This window comes from Mycobacterium sp. E136 (genome assembly GCF_001666865.1).
Lineage (GTDB): Bacteria > Actinomycetota > Actinomycetes > Mycobacteriales > Mycobacteriaceae > Mycobacterium.
In genome coordinates this window covers 1-16741 of the sequence record NZ_LZJE01000100.1, presented here as the reverse complement: position 1 = coordinate 16741, position 16741 = coordinate 1, and the positions used below count along the sequence as shown (strand labels likewise).

At 67.7% G+C, this 16741-nt stretch carries 19 protein-coding genes; 9 read left to right on the top strand and 10 right to left on the bottom strand.

Annotation, left to right across the window (positions count from 1 at the left end):
- Positions 1-5: 5 nt before the first annotated feature.
- On the bottom strand, positions 6-1010 hold the full coding sequence (locus tag A5698_RS07560; RefSeq protein ID WP_068295153.1) for an esterase family protein: 1005 nt from the start codon (positions 1008-1010) through the stop codon (positions 6-8).
- 172 nt (positions 1011-1182) lie between these two features.
- Positions 1183-2463, bottom strand: coding sequence for an alpha-hydroxy acid oxidase (locus A5698_RS07555; protein ID WP_156670645.1), 1281 nt, complete (start codon positions 2461-2463; stop codon positions 1183-1185).
- A gap of 73 nt (positions 2464-2536) precedes the next feature.
- Between A5698_RS07555 and A5698_RS07550 the strand changes: the two genes are divergently transcribed.
- A complete protein-coding gene (locus tag A5698_RS07550) occupies positions 2537-2989 on the top strand; it encodes a DUF1810 domain-containing protein (RefSeq protein WP_068295147.1) in 453 nt (150 codons plus the stop codon).
- Here the strand turns inward: A5698_RS07550 and A5698_RS07545 are convergent.
- Genes A5698_RS07545 through A5698_RS07525 form a run of 5 tightly spaced genes read right to left on the bottom strand, consistent with a single transcriptional unit; the run spans position 2973 to position 8033 of the window.
- Entirely contained in the window at positions 2973-4277 is a 1305-nt protein-coding gene (locus A5698_RS07545) for an alpha-amylase family protein (RefSeq protein ID WP_068295145.1), read from the bottom strand. The genes A5698_RS07550 and A5698_RS07545 overlap by 17 nt on opposite strands.
- On the bottom strand, positions 4274-4753 hold the full coding sequence (locus A5698_RS07540) for a nucleoside deaminase (protein WP_068295142.1): 480 nt from the start codon (positions 4751-4753) through the stop codon (positions 4274-4276). The genes A5698_RS07545 and A5698_RS07540 overlap by 4 nt, the downstream gene beginning before the upstream one ends.
- Positions 4754-4770: 17 nt before the next feature.
- Entirely contained in the window at positions 4771-6453 is a 1683-nt protein-coding gene (locus A5698_RS07535) for a tetratricopeptide repeat protein (protein ID WP_068295138.1), read from the bottom strand.
- On the bottom strand, positions 6392-7450 hold the full coding sequence (locus A5698_RS07530; RefSeq protein ID WP_068295133.1) for a hypothetical protein: 1059 nt from the start codon (positions 7448-7450) through the stop codon (positions 6392-6394). The genes A5698_RS07535 and A5698_RS07530 overlap by 62 nt, the downstream gene beginning before the upstream one ends.
- A complete protein-coding gene (locus A5698_RS07525; protein WP_068295131.1) occupies positions 7443-8033 on the bottom strand; it encodes a TetR/AcrR family transcriptional regulator in 591 nt (196 codons plus the stop codon). Before A5698_RS07525 ends, A5698_RS07530 begins: the two co-directional genes overlap by 8 nt.
- A gap of 164 nt (positions 8034-8197) precedes the next feature.
- Here A5698_RS07525 and A5698_RS07520 point away from each other — a divergent pair, with 164 nt between their 5' ends.
- A complete protein-coding gene (locus A5698_RS07520; RefSeq protein WP_068295129.1) occupies positions 8198-8824 on the top strand; it encodes a PaaI family thioesterase in 627 nt (208 codons plus the stop codon).
- Here the strand turns inward: A5698_RS07520 and A5698_RS07515 are convergent.
- Positions 8796-10784 carry an FUSC family protein gene (locus A5698_RS07515; protein ID WP_353651811.1) on the bottom strand — a complete coding sequence of 663 codons (1989 nt, stop codon included), beginning with the start codon at positions 10782-10784 and terminating at the stop codon, positions 8796-8798. The two genes, A5698_RS07520 and A5698_RS07515, sit on opposite strands and share 29 nt — an antisense overlap.
- Positions 10785-11165: 381 nt before the next feature.
- On the opposite strand from A5698_RS07515, the gene A5698_RS07510 reads away from it, so the two are divergent.
- Genes A5698_RS07510 through A5698_RS07485 form a run of 6 tightly spaced genes read left to right on the top strand, consistent with a single transcriptional unit; the run spans position 11166 to position 15074 of the window.
- Positions 11166-12002: an SH3-like domain-containing protein gene (locus A5698_RS07510; protein WP_068295127.1), complete on the top strand. Its 837-nt coding sequence runs from the start codon at positions 11166-11168 to the stop codon at positions 12000-12002.
- Entirely contained in the window at positions 11999-12718 is a 720-nt protein-coding gene (gene scnC / locus A5698_RS07505; protein ID WP_067083086.1) for a thiocyanate hydrolase subunit gamma, read from the top strand. The genes A5698_RS07510 and scnC overlap by 4 nt, the downstream gene beginning before the upstream one ends.
- Entirely contained in the window at positions 12715-13083 is a 369-nt protein-coding gene (locus tag A5698_RS07500; RefSeq protein ID WP_067083087.1) for a thiocyanate hydrolase, read from the top strand. Before scnC ends, A5698_RS07500 begins: the two co-directional genes overlap by 4 nt.
- 26 nt (positions 13084-13109) lie before the next feature.
- The gene (locus A5698_RS07495) at positions 13110-13847 is read left to right on the top strand and encodes an EthD domain-containing protein (protein WP_068295123.1); all 738 of its coding nucleotides are present in this window, start codon (positions 13110-13112) and stop codon (positions 13845-13847) included.
- Complete coding sequence (locus A5698_RS07490) at positions 13844-14287, top strand: TIGR03618 family F420-dependent PPOX class oxidoreductase (protein WP_068295115.1); 444 nt, start codon at positions 13844-13846, stop codon at positions 14285-14287. Before A5698_RS07495 ends, A5698_RS07490 begins: the two co-directional genes overlap by 4 nt.
- Before the next feature lie 16 nt (positions 14288-14303).
- The gene (locus tag A5698_RS07485) at positions 14304-15074 is read left to right on the top strand and encodes an enoyl-CoA hydratase/isomerase family protein (RefSeq protein WP_068295104.1); all 771 of its coding nucleotides are present in this window, start codon (positions 14304-14306) and stop codon (positions 15072-15074) included.
- Between the two features lie 7 nt (positions 15075-15081).
- Here the strand turns inward: A5698_RS07485 and A5698_RS07480 are convergent, their stop codons facing one another.
- Positions 15082-15279 carry a (2Fe-2S)-binding protein gene (locus A5698_RS07480; RefSeq protein ID WP_068295103.1) on the bottom strand — a complete coding sequence of 66 codons (198 nt, stop codon included), beginning with the start codon at positions 15277-15279 and terminating at the stop codon, positions 15082-15084.
- A gap of 10 nt (positions 15280-15289) precedes the next feature.
- Positions 15290-15922 carry a fatty-acid--CoA ligase gene (locus A5698_RS07475; RefSeq protein ID WP_068295101.1) on the bottom strand — a complete coding sequence of 211 codons (633 nt, stop codon included), beginning with the start codon at positions 15920-15922 and terminating at the stop codon, positions 15290-15292.
- Between the two features lie 241 nt (positions 15923-16163).
- Between A5698_RS07475 and bfr the strand changes: the two genes are divergently transcribed.
- Positions 16164-16649, top strand: coding sequence for a bacterioferritin (gene bfr / locus A5698_RS07470; RefSeq protein ID WP_067297246.1), 486 nt, complete (start codon positions 16164-16166; stop codon positions 16647-16649).
- Positions 16650-16741: the final 92 nt, after the last annotated feature.

Sequence of the window (16741 nt, the reverse complement as noted above, 5' to 3'; positions counted from 1 at the left end):
TGCTGTCAGGCACTGGCCTGCGCTCCCAGAACTCGCTGGATGTCAGGCTTCATCATCTCGAGCTGCTGACCCCAGTAGCCCCAGCTGTGAGTCCCCTGTGGCGGGAAGTTGAACACGCCGTTGGTGCCACCCGCGGCGATGTAGTTGTCCTTGAAGGTGACGTTGGTCCGCAACGTGAACCCTTCGAGGAACTGCGCCGCCATGAGGTTCTGGCCGGCCACACCGCCGTCGAGATCCGACGGCGTACCCGTGCCGCAGTAGATCCAGATGCGGGTGTTGTTGGCCACCAGCTGGTTGATGTTGACCATCGGGTCGTTGCGCTTCCACGCCGGATCCGTAGACGGACCCCACATGCTTTCGGCGTTGTAGCCGCCCGCGTCCTGCATCGCCAGCCCGATCAGCATCGGCCACCAACCCTCGGACGGGTTGAGGAAGCCCGACAGCGAGCCCGCGTAGATGAACTTCTGCGGGTGGTAGATGGCGTAGGTCAGCGCGCTGCTGCCCGCCATCGAAATGCCCACCACGGCATTGCCGTTCTGCGACACGCCCCTGTTGGCTTCCAGCCACGCCGGGAGCTCCTGGGTCAGGAACGTCTCCCACTTGTAGGTGTAGTCCTGGCCGTTACCCCGAGACGGCTGGTACCAGTCGGTGTAGAAGCTGGACTGCCCACCGACCGGCATGACGACCGACAGCCCGGACTGGTAGTACCACTCGAAGGCCGGGGTGTTGATGTCCCAGCCGTTGAAGTCGTCCTGGGCGCGCAGGCCGTCGAGCAGATACACCGCATGCGGTCCACCGCCCTGGAACTGAACGCGGATATTGCGATTCATCGCGGGGGAGAACACATCCAGATACTCGACCGGCAGTCCCGGACGCGAGAATGCCCCGGCTGTCGCCGAACTCCCGACGAATCCGATCAGCCCGGGCAGCGCAGCCGCGGCAACCGCGGCCACCGCCATTCGGCGCAACATTTTCGTGCCGGTAGTCCGGCACCTCTCCAAGATTCTCATAACGGCAACCAACCCACCTTTCATCGCTTCCACAAGCAATTGCCGTTTGCTGTGCGTTGGTAATGAAACACGCAGTCGCGCTGCAACTGTCGTCCCGACATGCGGTTGCGAAGTCGCGGTTGGCTAACGATTACGACTCAGCGCGGACTCACGGACAGGCAGAAAGGGGCTGTTACCAGTGTTGTTGCAGTGACTCAGGAGGATTTCGGTCCGTGCCCGACACACGGGGCTGCAACCGGTGCAACTGAGTGACGTGGCCGGGGCCGAGCTCGCTCAGCGTCGTCACCCCGAGTAGCCGCATTGTGCGGGCGACCTGCTGCGAGAGGATCTCGATGGCCCGGTCGACGCCGGACTCGCCGCCGGCCATCAGACCGTAGAGATAGGCGCGACCCACGAGCACGAAGCGCGCGCCCAGCGCGATCGCCGCGACGATGTCGGCGCCGGACATCACGCCAGTGTCCAGCAGAATCTCGGTGGTGTCGCCGAGTTCGGCGGCCACGGTGGGCAGCAGGTGAAACGGCACCGGCGCGCGGTCGAGTTGGCGGCCACCGTGATTGGACAGCACGATCCCGTCGACACCGAGTTCGGCGACGGCCCTGGCATCCTCGAGTGTCTGAATTCCCTTCACCACCAACTTGTTCGGCCACTGCTTCTTGATCCAGGCCAGATCGCCGAAGTTGACCGTGGGGTCGAACATGGTGTCGAGGTACTCGGCGACGGTGCCGGGCCAGCGATCCAGGGAGGCGAACGACAGCGGTTCGGTGGTGAACAGGTCGAACCACCACCGCGGATGCGGGATTGCGTCGAGCACCGTGCGCAGCGTCAGCGTCGGGGGGATGGACATCCCGTTGCGGGTGTCGCGGTGGCGTGCGCCTGCGACCGGTACGTCGACCGTCACCAGCAGTGTGTCGTAGCCCGCGGCGGCGGCCCGCTCGACCAGCGCCATCGACCTGTCCCGGTCCTTCCACATATACAGCTGAAACCAGTTGCGGCCGTGTGGGTTAGCCGCTTTGACGTCTTCAATGGAGCTGGTGCCCAGCGTCGAGAGCGAGAACGGAATGCCTGCCCGCGCGGCCGCGCGCGCTCCCGCGACCTCACCCGCGGTGTGCATGAGCCGGGTGAAGCCCGTCGGCGCGATGCCGAACGGCTGGGCGGCGTGGCCGCCGAGCACCATCGCGCCGGTGTCGACGCGCGAGACGTCACGCAGGATGGTCGGGTGGAACTCGATGTCACGGAACGCTTGTCGTGCACGTGCGAGTGACAGCTCATCCTCGGCAGCGCCGTCGGTGTAGTCGAACGCCGCCTTCGGGGTCCGGCGTTTGGCGATGCGGCGCAGGTCCTCGATCGTCAGCGCGGCCGCCAGACGGCGCCGCGTCGCGTTGAGTTGTGGCTTCTTGAACTGCAGCAGGGGGGCCAGTTCACGGGGGCGCGGGACACGGCGGCGCGTCACTATGGCGCCTCCGTCCGCCGGCCGCTGCACGTGGTCATTGAACCGCACAGGTTAGCTTGTCAGACTGGCCGGTGACATGGCTAAAGACAGATCCCCTTCCGACGACCCCTTCGACCTGCAGCGCTTCGTCGACGCCCAGGAACGCGTGTACGACACGGTGCTCGACGAACTGCGCGCCGGGCGCAAACGCAGTCACTGGATCTGGTTCGTCTTTCCCCAGTTGCGTGGGCTCGGCAGGAGCCCGACGGCGCAGCGGTACGGGATCGGTTCACTCGCCGAGGCTCGGGCTTATCTCGCCCACGACGTGCTGGGTCCGCGCCTGCACGAGTGCGCCGACCTGGTCGCTCGTAGTGAGCAGTCGTCGGCCGACGTGTTGTTCGGGTCGCCGGACAACCTGAAGGTGCGGTCGTCGATGACGTTGTTCGGCAGGGCCGCCGACGACCCGGAGGTCTTCGACCGCGTGTTGGCGAAGTACTACGACGGCCAACCGGACCCGCTCACCGTCGAACTGCTCAGCGCGGAGCGATGATCAGCCAGCCGTGGGGCCCGATCTCGGTGGTGGAGACGACCTCCGAGGGCGGTGCACCGGACCCGGCGAGCACTTCACCCCGGTCGAAGCCGAGGTCGGGAAGCGAGATCGGCAGGGGCTCGTCGTCGATGTTGAGCGCGACGACCAGGGACTCGGAGCCGGCGCGACTCTGATACACGTACTGCCGGTTGGTCAGCTGCAGCGGTGAGGTGCGCGCCGCGTGCAGCCACGGGTGCCGTCGGCGCAGCCCGATCAGGAATTTGTGCAGACGGAACACGTCGGCGCCATCTTCATTGAGATCGGCTGGCGGAGAGGTGAACTCGGGTCGCACCGCGTCGTCGCCGCCGAAGCGCTCCTCCTTGATCCCGGTGTAGGCGAACTCGTCGCCGGCGTAGACGCTCGGCGTGCCACCGGTCGTCATCTGCAGCACCAACGCGTGCTCGAGGTGCCGGATGTCGTCGAGTTGGCTGGCGATCCGGGTGACGTCGTGATTGCCGACGAAGGTCATCGGCACGAAGGTGTCGAGAAACTCGTTGTGCCGCACCAGCGCCCAGTCGAGCTCGTGGAAGTTACCGTCGTTCAGCGCGCTCCACACGGCCTTCCACAGTTCGTACTGGGTGACCGAGTCGAACCCGGATGCCCGGACCCGCTGCGAGTAGTCGCCGTGGATGATCTCGGCGAGAAAGTACGCGTCGGGAAAGGTTTCGCGGACGCGCGGCAGCACCTGGGCCCAGAACGGGTCCGGCACCGCATAGGCCGCGTCCAGGCGCCACCCGTCGGCGCCGCGGCCCAACCAGTGGGTCATCACGTCGACGACGTAGTCGATCACCGCCGGGTTGTCGTGGTCGAGCGCGACGAGGTCGCCGTGGCCCTCGAAGGTGTCCACGCCGCCGCCTCGGGTGCGGAGCCAATCGGTGTTGGCGAAATCGGTTCCGACATGGTTGAACACACCGTCGAGCAGGATACGCAGGCCGCGGCGGCGGGCCTCGCCGACGAGTGTGTCGAAGTCGTCGTCGTCACCGAGCCGCGGGTCGATGCGGAAGTGGTCGGTGATGTCGTACCCGTGGGTGCGCGAGGAGAAGATCGGCCCCAGGGCGAGCCCGGACGCGCCGAGTTCGATCGCATGGTCGAGCCAGTCGACGATGCGCCGCAGCCGGTGCTCGCCGGGCCCCGGCGGTGGATCGGCGGGGTGCGCGCCGACGAAGCCGAGCGGATAGACATGCCACCAGATGACGTGCTCGACCCAGCCCGGTTCGGCGACGGCTGTGGTGTGCGACGGATCGCTCACGGCCGGAACTTCGCTTCGTAGAGGGTCCTCATCTGATCCCTGTACCCGTCTGCGGGCCCGTCCACCTCAAGACCGGGCGCGATCGTGGTGATCGGCAGCGGTGCCACGGGCGGCGGCGGCGCACCCCACTCGGTCAGCCAGCGAGTCAGCTGCTCCGAGGATGCGGCGTAGACGATGCGACCGAGCCCGACCCAGGCGTGGGCGGCCGCGCACATCGGGCAGTGCTCGCCCGAGGTGTAGACGGTGGCCACGGCGCGCTGCCCGGGCGTCAGGTGGGCCGCCGCCCAGCGGGCGATCGCAAACTCCGGATGGCGGGTGTGGTCGCCGTCCTTGACCCGGTTGCGGTCCTCGAACAGCGTGCGTCCGGTGTCGTCGACGAGAAGCGAGCCGAACGGCTCGTCGCCGTCCTCGAGCGCTTCACGCGCCAGCTCGACGCAGCGGCCGAGGCGGGCGAGGTCGTCGTCGCTGAGGGCCACGTGTCGGAGTGTACGGATCAGTCGCAGCAGGCGGGGGAGACCTCCAGCCGGCAGGCGCACGAGGCGCGGATCGGGACGTCGGCGCGCGCCGCGGCGAGTGCGAGCTGCTGACCGATGATCGCGGCCTCGGCGTCGCGGCCCAGCCGCTGCAGGCATTCGTGGTAGCCGTGCAGGCTCCACACGTTGTTCGGATGCTGGCACGGCCGGGCCAGCGTGGGATCGAGCCCGAGGTCGGCGGCGTACACCGCGGCGGCCTCCTCAACGCGGCCCTGCTCGAGCAGCAGCGCGCCGTAGGCGTGGCGGGTGGGCTGCATCCATCCCCACGGCTCGTCGTACGGTAACGCGTCGTCGAGCTCGATCGCCCGTCGCAAATGCGCGAACGCGGTGTCGTGATCGCCTGCGCGGTAGGCGATCTCGCCGTCGAGCATCGCACCGGCGATAGCGAGGATGTCGAGGACGGTGTTGTTGAACAGATACCGGCTCTCGGGGATGCGGCGGTAGGCGTCGGCGAAGGCTTCCCGCTCGGCGCGGGCCTGCTCCAGGTTGCCCTTTGCGGCGTGAGCCACTCCGCGCCCGTAGTGGATGGTCGCCACGGTGCTGCAATAGAGTTCCGCGTCCTCGGGCAGCGGTTCGGCGATCAGGTCGTCCCAGCGGCCGAACCGGACCAGCACATGTGTGCGCAACGGTACGAAGGCCTCCAGCCAGTCGGCCATCGGCGGTGACTCGATCGCCAGCACCTCCGGGGTCAGCTGGGCAGCCAGCTCGTCGGCGGCGGCGAACGCGGCGCGCGAATTACCCTCGAATATCGCCGAATACACCACGAAGTGCAGGTTGTGCGCCCGGTACAGGGAGTAGAAGTTCAGCGGGCCCTCTCGTTCGACGAATCGCCGATCCACGTGAACCGCCGCCAGATTCGACACCACCGAGTCGCGGTAGTTGCCGCACAGCACGTCGATGTGGCTGGGCATGTGCTGCAGATGGCCGGCGTCGGGCACCAGGCCGCGCAGCAGATCCGCGGCCGGCAACGCGTCCTGCGGGGTCGCCGACATCTCCATCGTGTGCAGGTAGAGGTGCAGGATGCCGGGGTGGACGCGGCCGGCGTCGGTGGCCAGCGCGTCGTCGAGGATCCGCTTGGCCGCCACTACCCGCGAGCCGGGTGCGGGTTCACCGGTTCTGGTGTCCCACAACGCCCATGCCGTCACGTTCACCAGCGCGTCGGCGGCGAGGGCCTGGACGTCGACGTCGTCGGGGTAAGCCCGCGCCAGCGCCGCCATCGCGTCGGCGTAGCGGGCACCCCCGGCCGCCAGCGCTTCGGTGTCGTCCGGATCCTCGGTGGGGAAGCGATCCTGCAGCGCGGCGATCAGGCCTTGCTCCACCGGCGACGCCCGGTTGTCCACGGCCACTTGCAGTTCCATCCTGGCGCGTGCCAGTGATGCGGCCGCGTCGACGGGATCGAAGGCCTCCCAGCCCTTGTTGTAGTTCGGTCCGATCGCGTAGGCGATGCCCCAGCGGGCGATGGCCAGGCCGGGTTCCAGTTCGAGTGCCCGCTCGAAGCAGCGGATGGCCTCTTCGTGGTTGAACGCGTAGCACCAGACCATTCCGCGGTCGAACCACACCTGCGCCTGCGGCGACGGTGTCTCAATCGGCCGGTGATAGGACCCGAGGTCGTAGTAGGTCTCGTCGCCGGGCGAGATGCTCATGCACCGCACGATAATTCACCCGGGCAGCGGTTGCGGCGGTTGCGAGCAGACATCCCGCGGCGCCCCACAACAGCAGCGTCATCAGCGGTGTCTGCGCGCCGTTGCCGCCGAAGTAGACGGTGCTGCGCAGCAGCGAGACGCCCGCGCCCTGCGGCACGATCGTGCTGAAGATGGAGTAGAACTCCGACAGCAGCGGGCGGCCGACGGGGCCCGCCGCGGCCGCGTTGCCGACGATCACGAGGAACCCCGTCAACGCCAACGAAGCGGCGGAGCCGAAGGCCGCGGCGACGCCGGTGATCGCCCCGCCGACCGCCATGGAGTACAGCCACAGCGTGCCGAAGACCTGCCACGTGTGGCCGACCAACGCCCCGAGGATCCCGTCGACGTAGAGCGTGACGCCACCTGCGAGCAGGGCGGAGTACCCGGCCAGGGTCACGGTGCGCAGCGCCAGGGTGGCGGGTGTGCGCACGGTGCCCATGAACCTGCCGAGCACCGTCGCCGCGACCGACGCGCCGATGGACAGGAAGATGACCGCGTAGAACTCGACGGTGCCCGACGGGTCGCCGGCAGATGGCGGCGCGACGTCCTCTACGACGGGGCGCAGGTCCGCCTTGGAAGCGACCGCCTCACCGACGGTTTCGGCCGCGGCGGCCACACTGCGGCCACCGCCGCCGGCCACGTAGGTCGTCATCGCACCGCCGGGATCGACGGCGAACGCCGCGTCGGCCTTGCGTTCGTAGACCTGCTGGCGGGCCGCGGCTCCGTCGGCGACCTCGGTGATCGTCAGTGCGTCGTTGCCTTTCAGGCCGTCGACGAATTGCGGCGGCCCGGCGACGGCGACCGAAAGGTTGTGCAACTGCGGTTTGGCGAACGCGCCCGAATAGCTGGCGATCATCGCGATGACGACGAGCGTCATGCCGAGCAGGGCCAGCGCGGTCATGCGCACTGCCGCGCGGTCGCGGACTCCGGAACGCTCGGCGGCGTGATGCTTACCCATGACGTGAACCTCTCGAATGCTCGGGAACGCCCAGGAGGGCGTTGACGGTGTCCAGTGCGGCGCGCACGCGGTCGCCGAGGTCGGTGGCGCTCGGGTCATCCATCCACGAACGCAGCACCTCGGTGAAGCCGCCGACCAGGAACCGGGTCACGGCCTCGGGAGCCACCCCGGCGATCGCGGTCACCGCGGGCATGGCGGCGGCGGCCATCTCCTCGCACGCCGGCGCCAGCTCGGCGCGGAACGCCGCGACGACCCGTTGGGCCACCGTGCTGGAGACGACGTGGCGGTACACCGCGCGGTGTTCGGCGACGAAGTCGAACAGTCGCAGGATGCGGGCGCGGGCGTCGCCGCCGATGTCGGCGGTCGCGGCGGCGAACGCGACGGTGACCGCCGTCGCGACGGCGTCGTCGCGGTCGGTGAAGTGCTGGTAGAACACCTGCCTGCTGACGCCGGCGCGCGCCACGACGTCGCCGACGGTCAACCCGTCGACCGGCCGTTCGTGTGCGAGCGCGAACGCCGCATCCCGGAGAAGCGCCCGGACTCTCTCCGCGCGCGGGTCGGCGCTGTGTGCGCGTGCTGCCATAGGAGCAGCCTAAGGCACTTCGTAGACAGATGACTACGAAAAGATAGGTAATCTAATGCGGCCTTGGCGGTCACTGTGACGCGCGCCTCGCCAACAACCGCCCGCGCCCACGCACCCGCCGCGGGCGATTCGACAACCCTACTGGAACGTGTTCTAGTGCTTGCGTGGTGGAGTTCACCGACATCGGGAACGTGTCGGCGGCCGAGATCGACGGGCTGCGCGGCGTTTACGGTCCGCTGGCCGATTCGGTCCGGGAGCTGATCGACGCGACGATCCGCACCGAGGTCGACGCCGACACGGTCGCGACCGTCCGCGACCAGATCGACAATGCGACGGCGGCACTGCGGTCGCGGCAGATCGACGGTGCGTTCGGCGTGCGGTTCACCTCCGAGGGCGACCAGCTGCCGTGGGGGAATCCGGTGATCGGGCTTCGCAACCCGGTCGCGCCGCCGTTGACCATCGAGCACGACGACCACGGAGGCGTTTACACCGACTTCGAGCTCGGCGCGGCCTACGAGGGCCCACCGGGACATGTGCACGGCGGGATTTCGGCGCTGATCCTCGACCATGTCCTCGGCGAGGTCGCCGCCAGCGCAGCGAGCCCCCGGTTCACGGGCACCATAACGTTGCGCTATCTGCGCCCGACTCGCCTGGGGCGGCTGCACGCAGAGGCGACGATCACCAGGACCGAGGGCATCAAGTCGTACGCGACGGGTTATCTCTCCGACGACGAAGGCGTCACCGTCGAGGCCGAAGGCGTGTTCATCCAGCCGAAGTGGGCTCGCGGATAGCGGCGATGCCCGACAGGCTGCGTGTGATCGCGGCGATCTCGGACACCAGGACGCGAGCGGCCCCGTCGTCGCCGGAGAGGCCCTCGGCCTTCTCGCGCACCTGCTGATTGGCCGCGGTCAACGCCCCGAGGTCCACGGTCCACGGTGTCCCCGGATTCGTCGGCGCTCCCCGCAGCGCGTCGACGAAATCGTCGACGGCGGCGATGAATTCGGGGGTCAACGCCGCCGGTCGCCGGTTCGGCAGGTTGGCCTCCAGCGCGGTGCACGAGATGGTGACGGCGTTGAGCGCGGTGCGATACGAGCGCAACCAGCGGCGCAGCTCCCGCGACTCCATCCGGGTGGCACCCGAGGCGGCCTCGAAACCGGCGCGGGCGCGGTAGGCGTGCTGCCACGCCGATGACACCGCGTCGTTCGGATGGTCAAGCGGATGGACATAGGCCCTGACCACCGTTGCGGCGTAATCGATCTCGGTCTTCAGCAGTTCACCGGCGCGGTGGTGCAGCCGCGTCAGCGCGTGGTCCGGCAGCGCGACGTGCGCCACGACCGCCAGCCCGCCGCCGACCACGATCGAGAACAGCCGGTCCTCGAGCGTCGCCCCCGAGGTGGCCGCGTCGATCTCGAGAAGGAAGACGACCGCCGCGGCCAGGGCAGCACTGGTGGCGATGTAGCCCGTCCTGGTCGCGGCATACGTCGCGGCGAGGCACAGCGTGGCCACCGCGGCGGCTATCCAACCAGTGGGGTGCACCAGCATCACGATGACCGACGCGACGACGACGCCGGTAGCGATGCCCGCCAGTCGGCCGACGCATCGCGTGTAGGTGTGGGCGGTCTCGGGGCGCAACACCATCAGCACGGTCAGCGCGATCCAGTAGCCGTGCGCGACGGGTGCGAACCGGTCCGCGCACGCGGCGACGGCCACTGCCGCGGACAACCGGATGGCGTGACGCAGCAGCGGCGACGTCAACGTCAGGTGCGAGCGGACGGTGGTCAGCGCGGCACGCACGGGACTGATCACGTCCGGCCGGAACAGATCGGGAAACCGCAACTCCGCCGCTTCGTGCAGCTGCTGCGAAAGCCGTTTGATCTCAGGGTTTTCCGGGTCGTCCAGCGCAGCCACCGCGGCATCCAACCGAACCAGGCCGTGCTCGGCGTTGCGCCTCGCGACATGGGTGTGGTCGGCGATCGCGTCCAGCACCTCGGCGGCGGCCGCCAGCACCCGGGAGACGTCGTCGCGCTGGCCCACCGGTGTGCCGCGCAGCGTGCGCAGCGTCGTCATGATCCGTTCGGGCAGCCGGTGCCCGCCTCGGTACGCCTCGGGTCGACGGCTGGCCTGGGTGTCGAGGAACGCATCGCGCAGCGACGGCAACAGCGGCGTGCCGGCGGGCGTCTCGTCCTGCTCGGCGGCCTTGCGCGCATCCGCGGCCAGTGCCCCGTATGCCTCGGCGAGGGCCCCGCGCTGAGCCCGCCACCGCTGCGGCGGCCACACCGCGATCAGCCCGGCCTGCAGGGCACCCGCGGCGATCGTCAGGACGGTCGGGATGAGGACCGACGACGCGGTGGGCGCAAGCGGAGGAGCGATCGCGAGCAGCGCGCCGCCGGCGGCGGCCACGAGTCCCGCATTGTTGCCGACCGCCCACTGCAGGCCCGCCCCGAAGCACCACACGGCGAGCGCGGCGACGAACGCGACGTCAAACGAGGAGAGCAGAGCCCCGAGGAAGACCGCCGCGCTCATCTGCGCGGTCACGATCAGCACGCGGGCGATCCGGCCGCCAGGGCTGTCCTGCAGCGCGACAGCGCCCGCCACCGCCGCCGCACCGGCCACCCACACAGCGGTCGCACCCGAATCCCACAGCAGCGCGATCGAGGCGACCACCAGTACGCCGAGCAAACTCCGGCAAACCGCCCCCGGTTCGGGCATGGCCGGCCGGAGGGCATCGATGACCCTGCTGCGGGTGCTCACCTACTCATTCTGACCCCTGCACCCAACCGCTCGGGGTACCACACGCGTCAATTTCGCGTTGTTGCGGCGACATAGCCGACGACCAGCCCCGAACCTGGATCGGCACCGACCCAAACATGATGTGCGACAGTGCAAACGCGCCGCCTCGCGGGATCAAGCGGGAGCCGGCGCCCTGATTTGCCTGCGGCGACGCGATTTCGGGGTTAAAGTCAGCCGACGGGGTCGGTTCGCAGCAGCGGAGGTGCCGGTGGCGGATATCGCTATCGCGCGAGAATCCGTAGCCGAGGATGACCCGCAGGTCCGAATCACCGACACCCCGTCTCATGAGAACCACTGAGCTGCACCGTGCGCGTCGGCGCCGGGCCTACGAAGGGAATCGTCATGAGCACGGCGGCCGAGCGAGCAGCGCAACTCGAACTGGTGGCCCGATTGAAGTCGGCCTATCCCGAACTGCCGGATGCGCCGACACCGGATCTCCTCGACCACGACCGGATCACCGCATATCTCAAACCCGTCCATGACGTCGGCGGTGAACCGGACGCGCCGATGAAGTACGAGAACAAGCAGTACGAGCTCTGGGAGCACATGACGTACGTCATCTGCGAAGTTCTGGCGTGGCGCGGTATCTGGCTCTCCGAGGAACGCCGCCGCATCGGCAACGTCGACGTGGGCAGGGCCGAGTATTTGGGGCTTCCGTATTACGGCCGCTGGTTGTTGGCCGTCGCTCGGGTCCTGGTCGAGAAGCATCACATCGGCCTGACCGAGTTGAGCGAACGGATGGCCGAGGTCAAGGCGCGCTACGAGGGCGGCCTGGCGGGCAAGAAGTTGGAAGCCAAGCCCAAATTCGAGGGCGACGGGTCGGACGTCAAACGCAACGCCCATCACAAACACGCGGTGGGCAAGGGCGACCCGCAGGTGTACGCCGGGCAGGCCGGCGACCCGAAGTTCAAGGTCGGCGACGCGGTCATCGTGCGCGAACTGCCGGTCATCTTCTACACCCGGACCCCGGAGTACGTGCGCGGGGCGCGCGGCGAGATCGCGACCGTCGCGTACGAAAGCCCGACGGCCGAGGACGAGACCTGGGACCGCCCGGCCAAACCGGAATGGTTCTACGTCGTGCGGTTCAACATGTCGGAGTTGTGGCACGGCTACACCGGCACCGGCGACGACGTCATTCAGACCGAGATTCCCGAGCACTGGCTGGAGGCCGCCAAATGACACATCACGACCACGACCACGATCACGACCACGAGCGCACCGTCGCGCCGATGGTCGACGAGATCACAGACTTCGAAGTGCTCGAGATCGCGTTGCGTGAACTGTGCATCGAGAAGGGCATCTTCACCGCCGAGGAGCACCGCCGCTTCACCGAGTTCGCCGAACAGATCGGGCCCACTCCCGCCGCGACGCTGGTCGCCAGGGCGTGGCTGGATCCGGAGTTCAAGAAGCTCGCGTTGGCCGAACCCATGACCGCCAGCAAGGAGGTCGGCGTCGACTGGATGGAGCCTACGGGGTTCGGAACACCCAGCGACTTCACAGCTTTCGAGATCCTCGCGGATACGCCGACGCTGCACAACGTGATCGTGTGCGCCCTGTGCTCCTGCTATCCCCGGCCCATCCTGGGCAACTCGCCGGAGTGGTATCGCACGCCCAACTACCGCAGGCGGATGGTCCGCTGGCCGCGTCAGGTGCTGGCGGAGTTCGGCCTGTATCTGCCCGACGACGTCACGGTCCGCGTGCAGGACTCCAACCAGAAGCACCGGTTCATGGTGATGCCCATGCGCCCCGCAGGCACCGAGGATTGGACCGAGGAGCAACTCGCCGAGATCATCACCCGCGACTGCCTGATCGGGGTCGCCCTACCGAAACCGGGCGTCACCACCAATGTCATCACCGACACCCGTCCCGCCGTTCACCCCGCCTCGGAAGCATGAGCGGCACACCGGATCCCGGCATCGAGCAGACGACGGTCGCCCCGCTCGAAGAGATCGTCGAGCGCAATCAGGTCTGGCCGCGGATGGCGGCGAAGTACGGGGTGGAAAACCCTGTGCCGCCGTGGAAGACGAGTCTGGACGGGCTGTGCGACGCGCTCGACCGGGCGGCATGCGATGCCGACATCCCGGACTTCAAGGCGCGCCGCGACGAAGAGGACGCCCTGACCGCGACGCGCTACGCCCAGTTGCCCTATCCCGAGAGCCAACTGGTGTCGTTGGCGCACTCGCTGGTGGCCCGCGGCGTTATCGACGAGAACGAGTTGAGGCAACGGCTGGCCAGTATCCGCGAGCGGTTGGAAGCCTGACCGGCGCGGCACGCTAGGTTCGCCCCGTGGAGAAAGTCATCGTCACGCTGCGGGCTGCCCTGTCCGAAAATGGGGCCGACGACGCGTGGTGTTCGCGGGTGCGCGAACAGGTCGTGCCGGATCTGCTGGACCTCGGGATCCCGGGGCTGGCGCTGAACGTGCGCGACGGCGTGGTGCGCGACTCTCTGATGACCCTGACGACGCTCGACCCGCCGGTGGTCGGTTTCGTCAGCCTCTGGACTCAGCAGTCTTACGGCGATCAGATGAACGCTGCGCTCGCACGGCTGCGGCAGGAGGCCGACGTGGTGGCGGCCTATCTGGTCACCGAATCGGTCCCGATGGCGCCACCGCACACCGCGCCGGGGGAGCGGACCGACGGGTTCGCCAATGTCGCGCTGCTGCGCAGACCCGCCGAACTCGACGAGCCGACGTGGTTGCGGCGCTGGCACATCGACCACACGCCCGTGGCCATCGAGACCCAGTCGACGTTCGGATACACGCAGAACGCGGTGGTGCGGGCGTTGACGCCGGACGCACCGCCGATCTCGGCGATCGTCGAGGAACTGTTTCCCTCCGCGGCCCTGGCCGACCTGCACGCGTTCTTCGACGCGGCAGACGACGACGAGTTGCGCGAGCGGATGGACCGCATGGTGACCAGCACGGCCGCCTTCGGTGCCAACCGCGACGTCGACACGGTTCCCACCAGCCGCTACGTGTACCGCACACCGTTCGCGGAAAGCGCTGTTGCGCAGGAGGTTCGATGACAACACTCGACGAGGCCGTCGCGCTGGCCGCCGCCGACAACGGCCTGGCCGTGGTGTCGACACTGCGCGGCGACAACACCATTCAGGCCTCACTGGTCAACGTGGGCAAGCTGACGCACCCGGACAGGGGCGCACCAGTGCTCGGGTTCGTCACCTACGGCAAGGTCAAGCTGGCGAACCTTCGCGCCCGCCCACAGCTGGCGGTGACCTTCCGCCAAGGCTGGCAGTGGGCGACCGTCGAGGGTGAGGCCGAGATCGCCGGGCCCGACGATCCGCAGCCGTGGCTCACCGATCCCGACCGGTTGCGGCTGCTGCTGCGCGAGGTGTTCGAGGCCGCGGGCGGAACCCACGACGACTGGGCCGAATACGACCGCGTGATGGCCGAGCAGCGCCGCACCGTGGTGCTCATCGCACCCACCCGGGTGTACAGCAACGGGTAACGCTTAATCTGCTGCCGTGGCTGAAACGACCCTGCGGATCGACGACGAGAACCGCGTCCGCACCCTGACCCTCAACCGGCCCGACGTGCTCAACGCGTTCAACGAGGAGCTGTATCTCGCGACCGCGACCGCTCTGCGACAGGCTGCCGACGATGAGGACATCGCCGTTGTCGTGCTCACCGGTGAGGGACGGGCGTTCAGCGCGGGCAACGATCTGGTCGAGATGCAAAGGCGCATCACCGATCCCGCGTTCAACGAACAGGGCTCTCACTTCACCGCGATGATCGACGCGCTCGCCGATTTCCCGAAACCGTTGATCTGCGCGGTCAACGGCGTCGGAGTCGGTATCGGCGCAACGATTCTCGGCTACGCCGACCTGGCCTTCATGGCGACGACGGCGCGGCTCAAGACGCCGTTCACAAGCCTCGGCGTGGCCCCGGAGGCGGCGTCGTCGTACCTGCTGCCGCGCCTGGTCGGCCGGCAGAACGCGGCGTGGCTGCTGATGTCGTCGGAATGGGTGGATGCGGATGAGGCGCACCGGATGGGCCTGGTGTGGAAGGTGTGCCCACCCGAGGACCTATTGGCCGAAACCCGCCGTCACGCCGAGATTCTGGCGTCTCGGCCGATCGCCAGTCTCATGGCCGTCAAGCAGACGATGACGGCGCCGACCCGCGAGGGCATCGCCGCCGCGACGGCGAGGGAGAACGAACAGTTCGCGGTCCTGATGGGCGCCGCGGCGAACGCGAGCGCGCTGGCCGACTTCACCGGCAAGCACGGACCGCAGTAGCGCCGCTTCAGCGACTCACCGCTTTGGGTGCCGCACCGTCGACCTCGCAATGCGCGGCGATGATGGCCCGCAGAGTGCGCCGGCAGCGCCCGCAGTCGCCGCCGGCCCCACAGGCCTCGGCAACCTGTTTGGACGTCCGCGCGCCGTTGGCGACGCACTCGGTGACGTCGTGGCTGGTGATCCCCATACACAGGCAGACAAACATGGCGCCCCCGTCAACCCTGCTCGTCGATGGTCATCAAGTGGGCGAAGCGGCCGATGAAGTGGGTGGGGTAAGGACCCATCCCGACGTTCGACATCCACTCCGCCGCGGCATCCGGGTGGTCGATCCAGTGCCTGGCGGCGGTCTCGTCCTCGATTTCCTGCAAGATCATGACCTCGTGCCCGTCGTCGAGCGCGCGGTAGACCCAGACCTTGCGCACCCCGCCGCGCTTGAAGCGTTCGACGCCGTCGTGGATCTTGACCATCAGCGCCGACACGTCTTCCACCGACGACATGACGCCCACGACCACCCGGCCGACGTGGTCGGCGGGCGACGGGGGATAGAGGTCGATCTTTTCGACCACCTCGCCGCCGAAGATCGGCGGGATGTCGTCGACGCCGGCGACGTTGAACCACTCGAAGACCGCGGAGGATTGCAGCACCTCGCGAATTGATTTGGCGTTGCGAATTCCAATTGTCACGAGGACGCGGCTGGGCTCCCAAATCGATTCGTACACCACGAGATGGTGGGCGCCTATCGACTGCAGATTATCCCGACGCTTTTTCAGCCATTTCCACATTCGCTCGACGTCGGCGACGCGAAAGTCGCACGCGAGAATCAATGAGTGCAGATCGTACTGACCCATCGAATCGCCCTGTCTCCCTCGCGGCCTCGGCAACGGTTAGCAGAGTCTAACCTTACTTAGCCTAGGCAGTCCAGACTAGGCCCCCGATCTGCGTCTCGAGACGCCGGACCGGTTGACAATTCGCTCCAAAACACGCCCCACGCAAGGATCAAAGCGAGCTTGCGGGAGGTAACTGCACTAGCGTGGAAGGTGCACCACCGACAGCGAAGCTTGATCAGCCCTCAAGTGCCTAGGAGCGACCATGCAAGGCGATCCGGACGTCCTCAAACTGCTCAATGAGCAATTGACGAGCGAGCTCACGGCCATTAATCAGTATTTCCTGCATTCGAAGATGCAGGCCAATTGGGGCTTTACCGAACTCGCCGAATACACGCGTAAAGAGTCATTCGAAGAAATGAACCATGCGGAGTCCATCACGAACCGCATTCTGCTTCTCGACGGCCTTCCGAACTATCAGCGACTGTTCTCGTTGCGGATCGGCCAGACCCTGCGCGAGCAGTTCGAGGCCGACCTCGCCATCGAGTACGAGGTGCTGGAACGCCTGCGGCCGGGCATCATCATGTGCCGCGAGAAGGGCGACGCCACCTCGGCCACGCTGCTCGAGAAGATCCTCGACAACGAGGAAGACCACATCGACTACCTCGAGACGCAGCTGCAACTGATGGACAAGCTGGGCGAGGAACTCTACTCGGCCCAGTGCGTCTCGCGCCCACCGACCTCGCTCTAGCCACACCTCAATCTCCGCGAGCGTGCATTGCTCCTATGTCAAGCGGCGATGCGATGGTCGGTATTTCCGGCGTTGCGGTGGGTGTGTTCGTC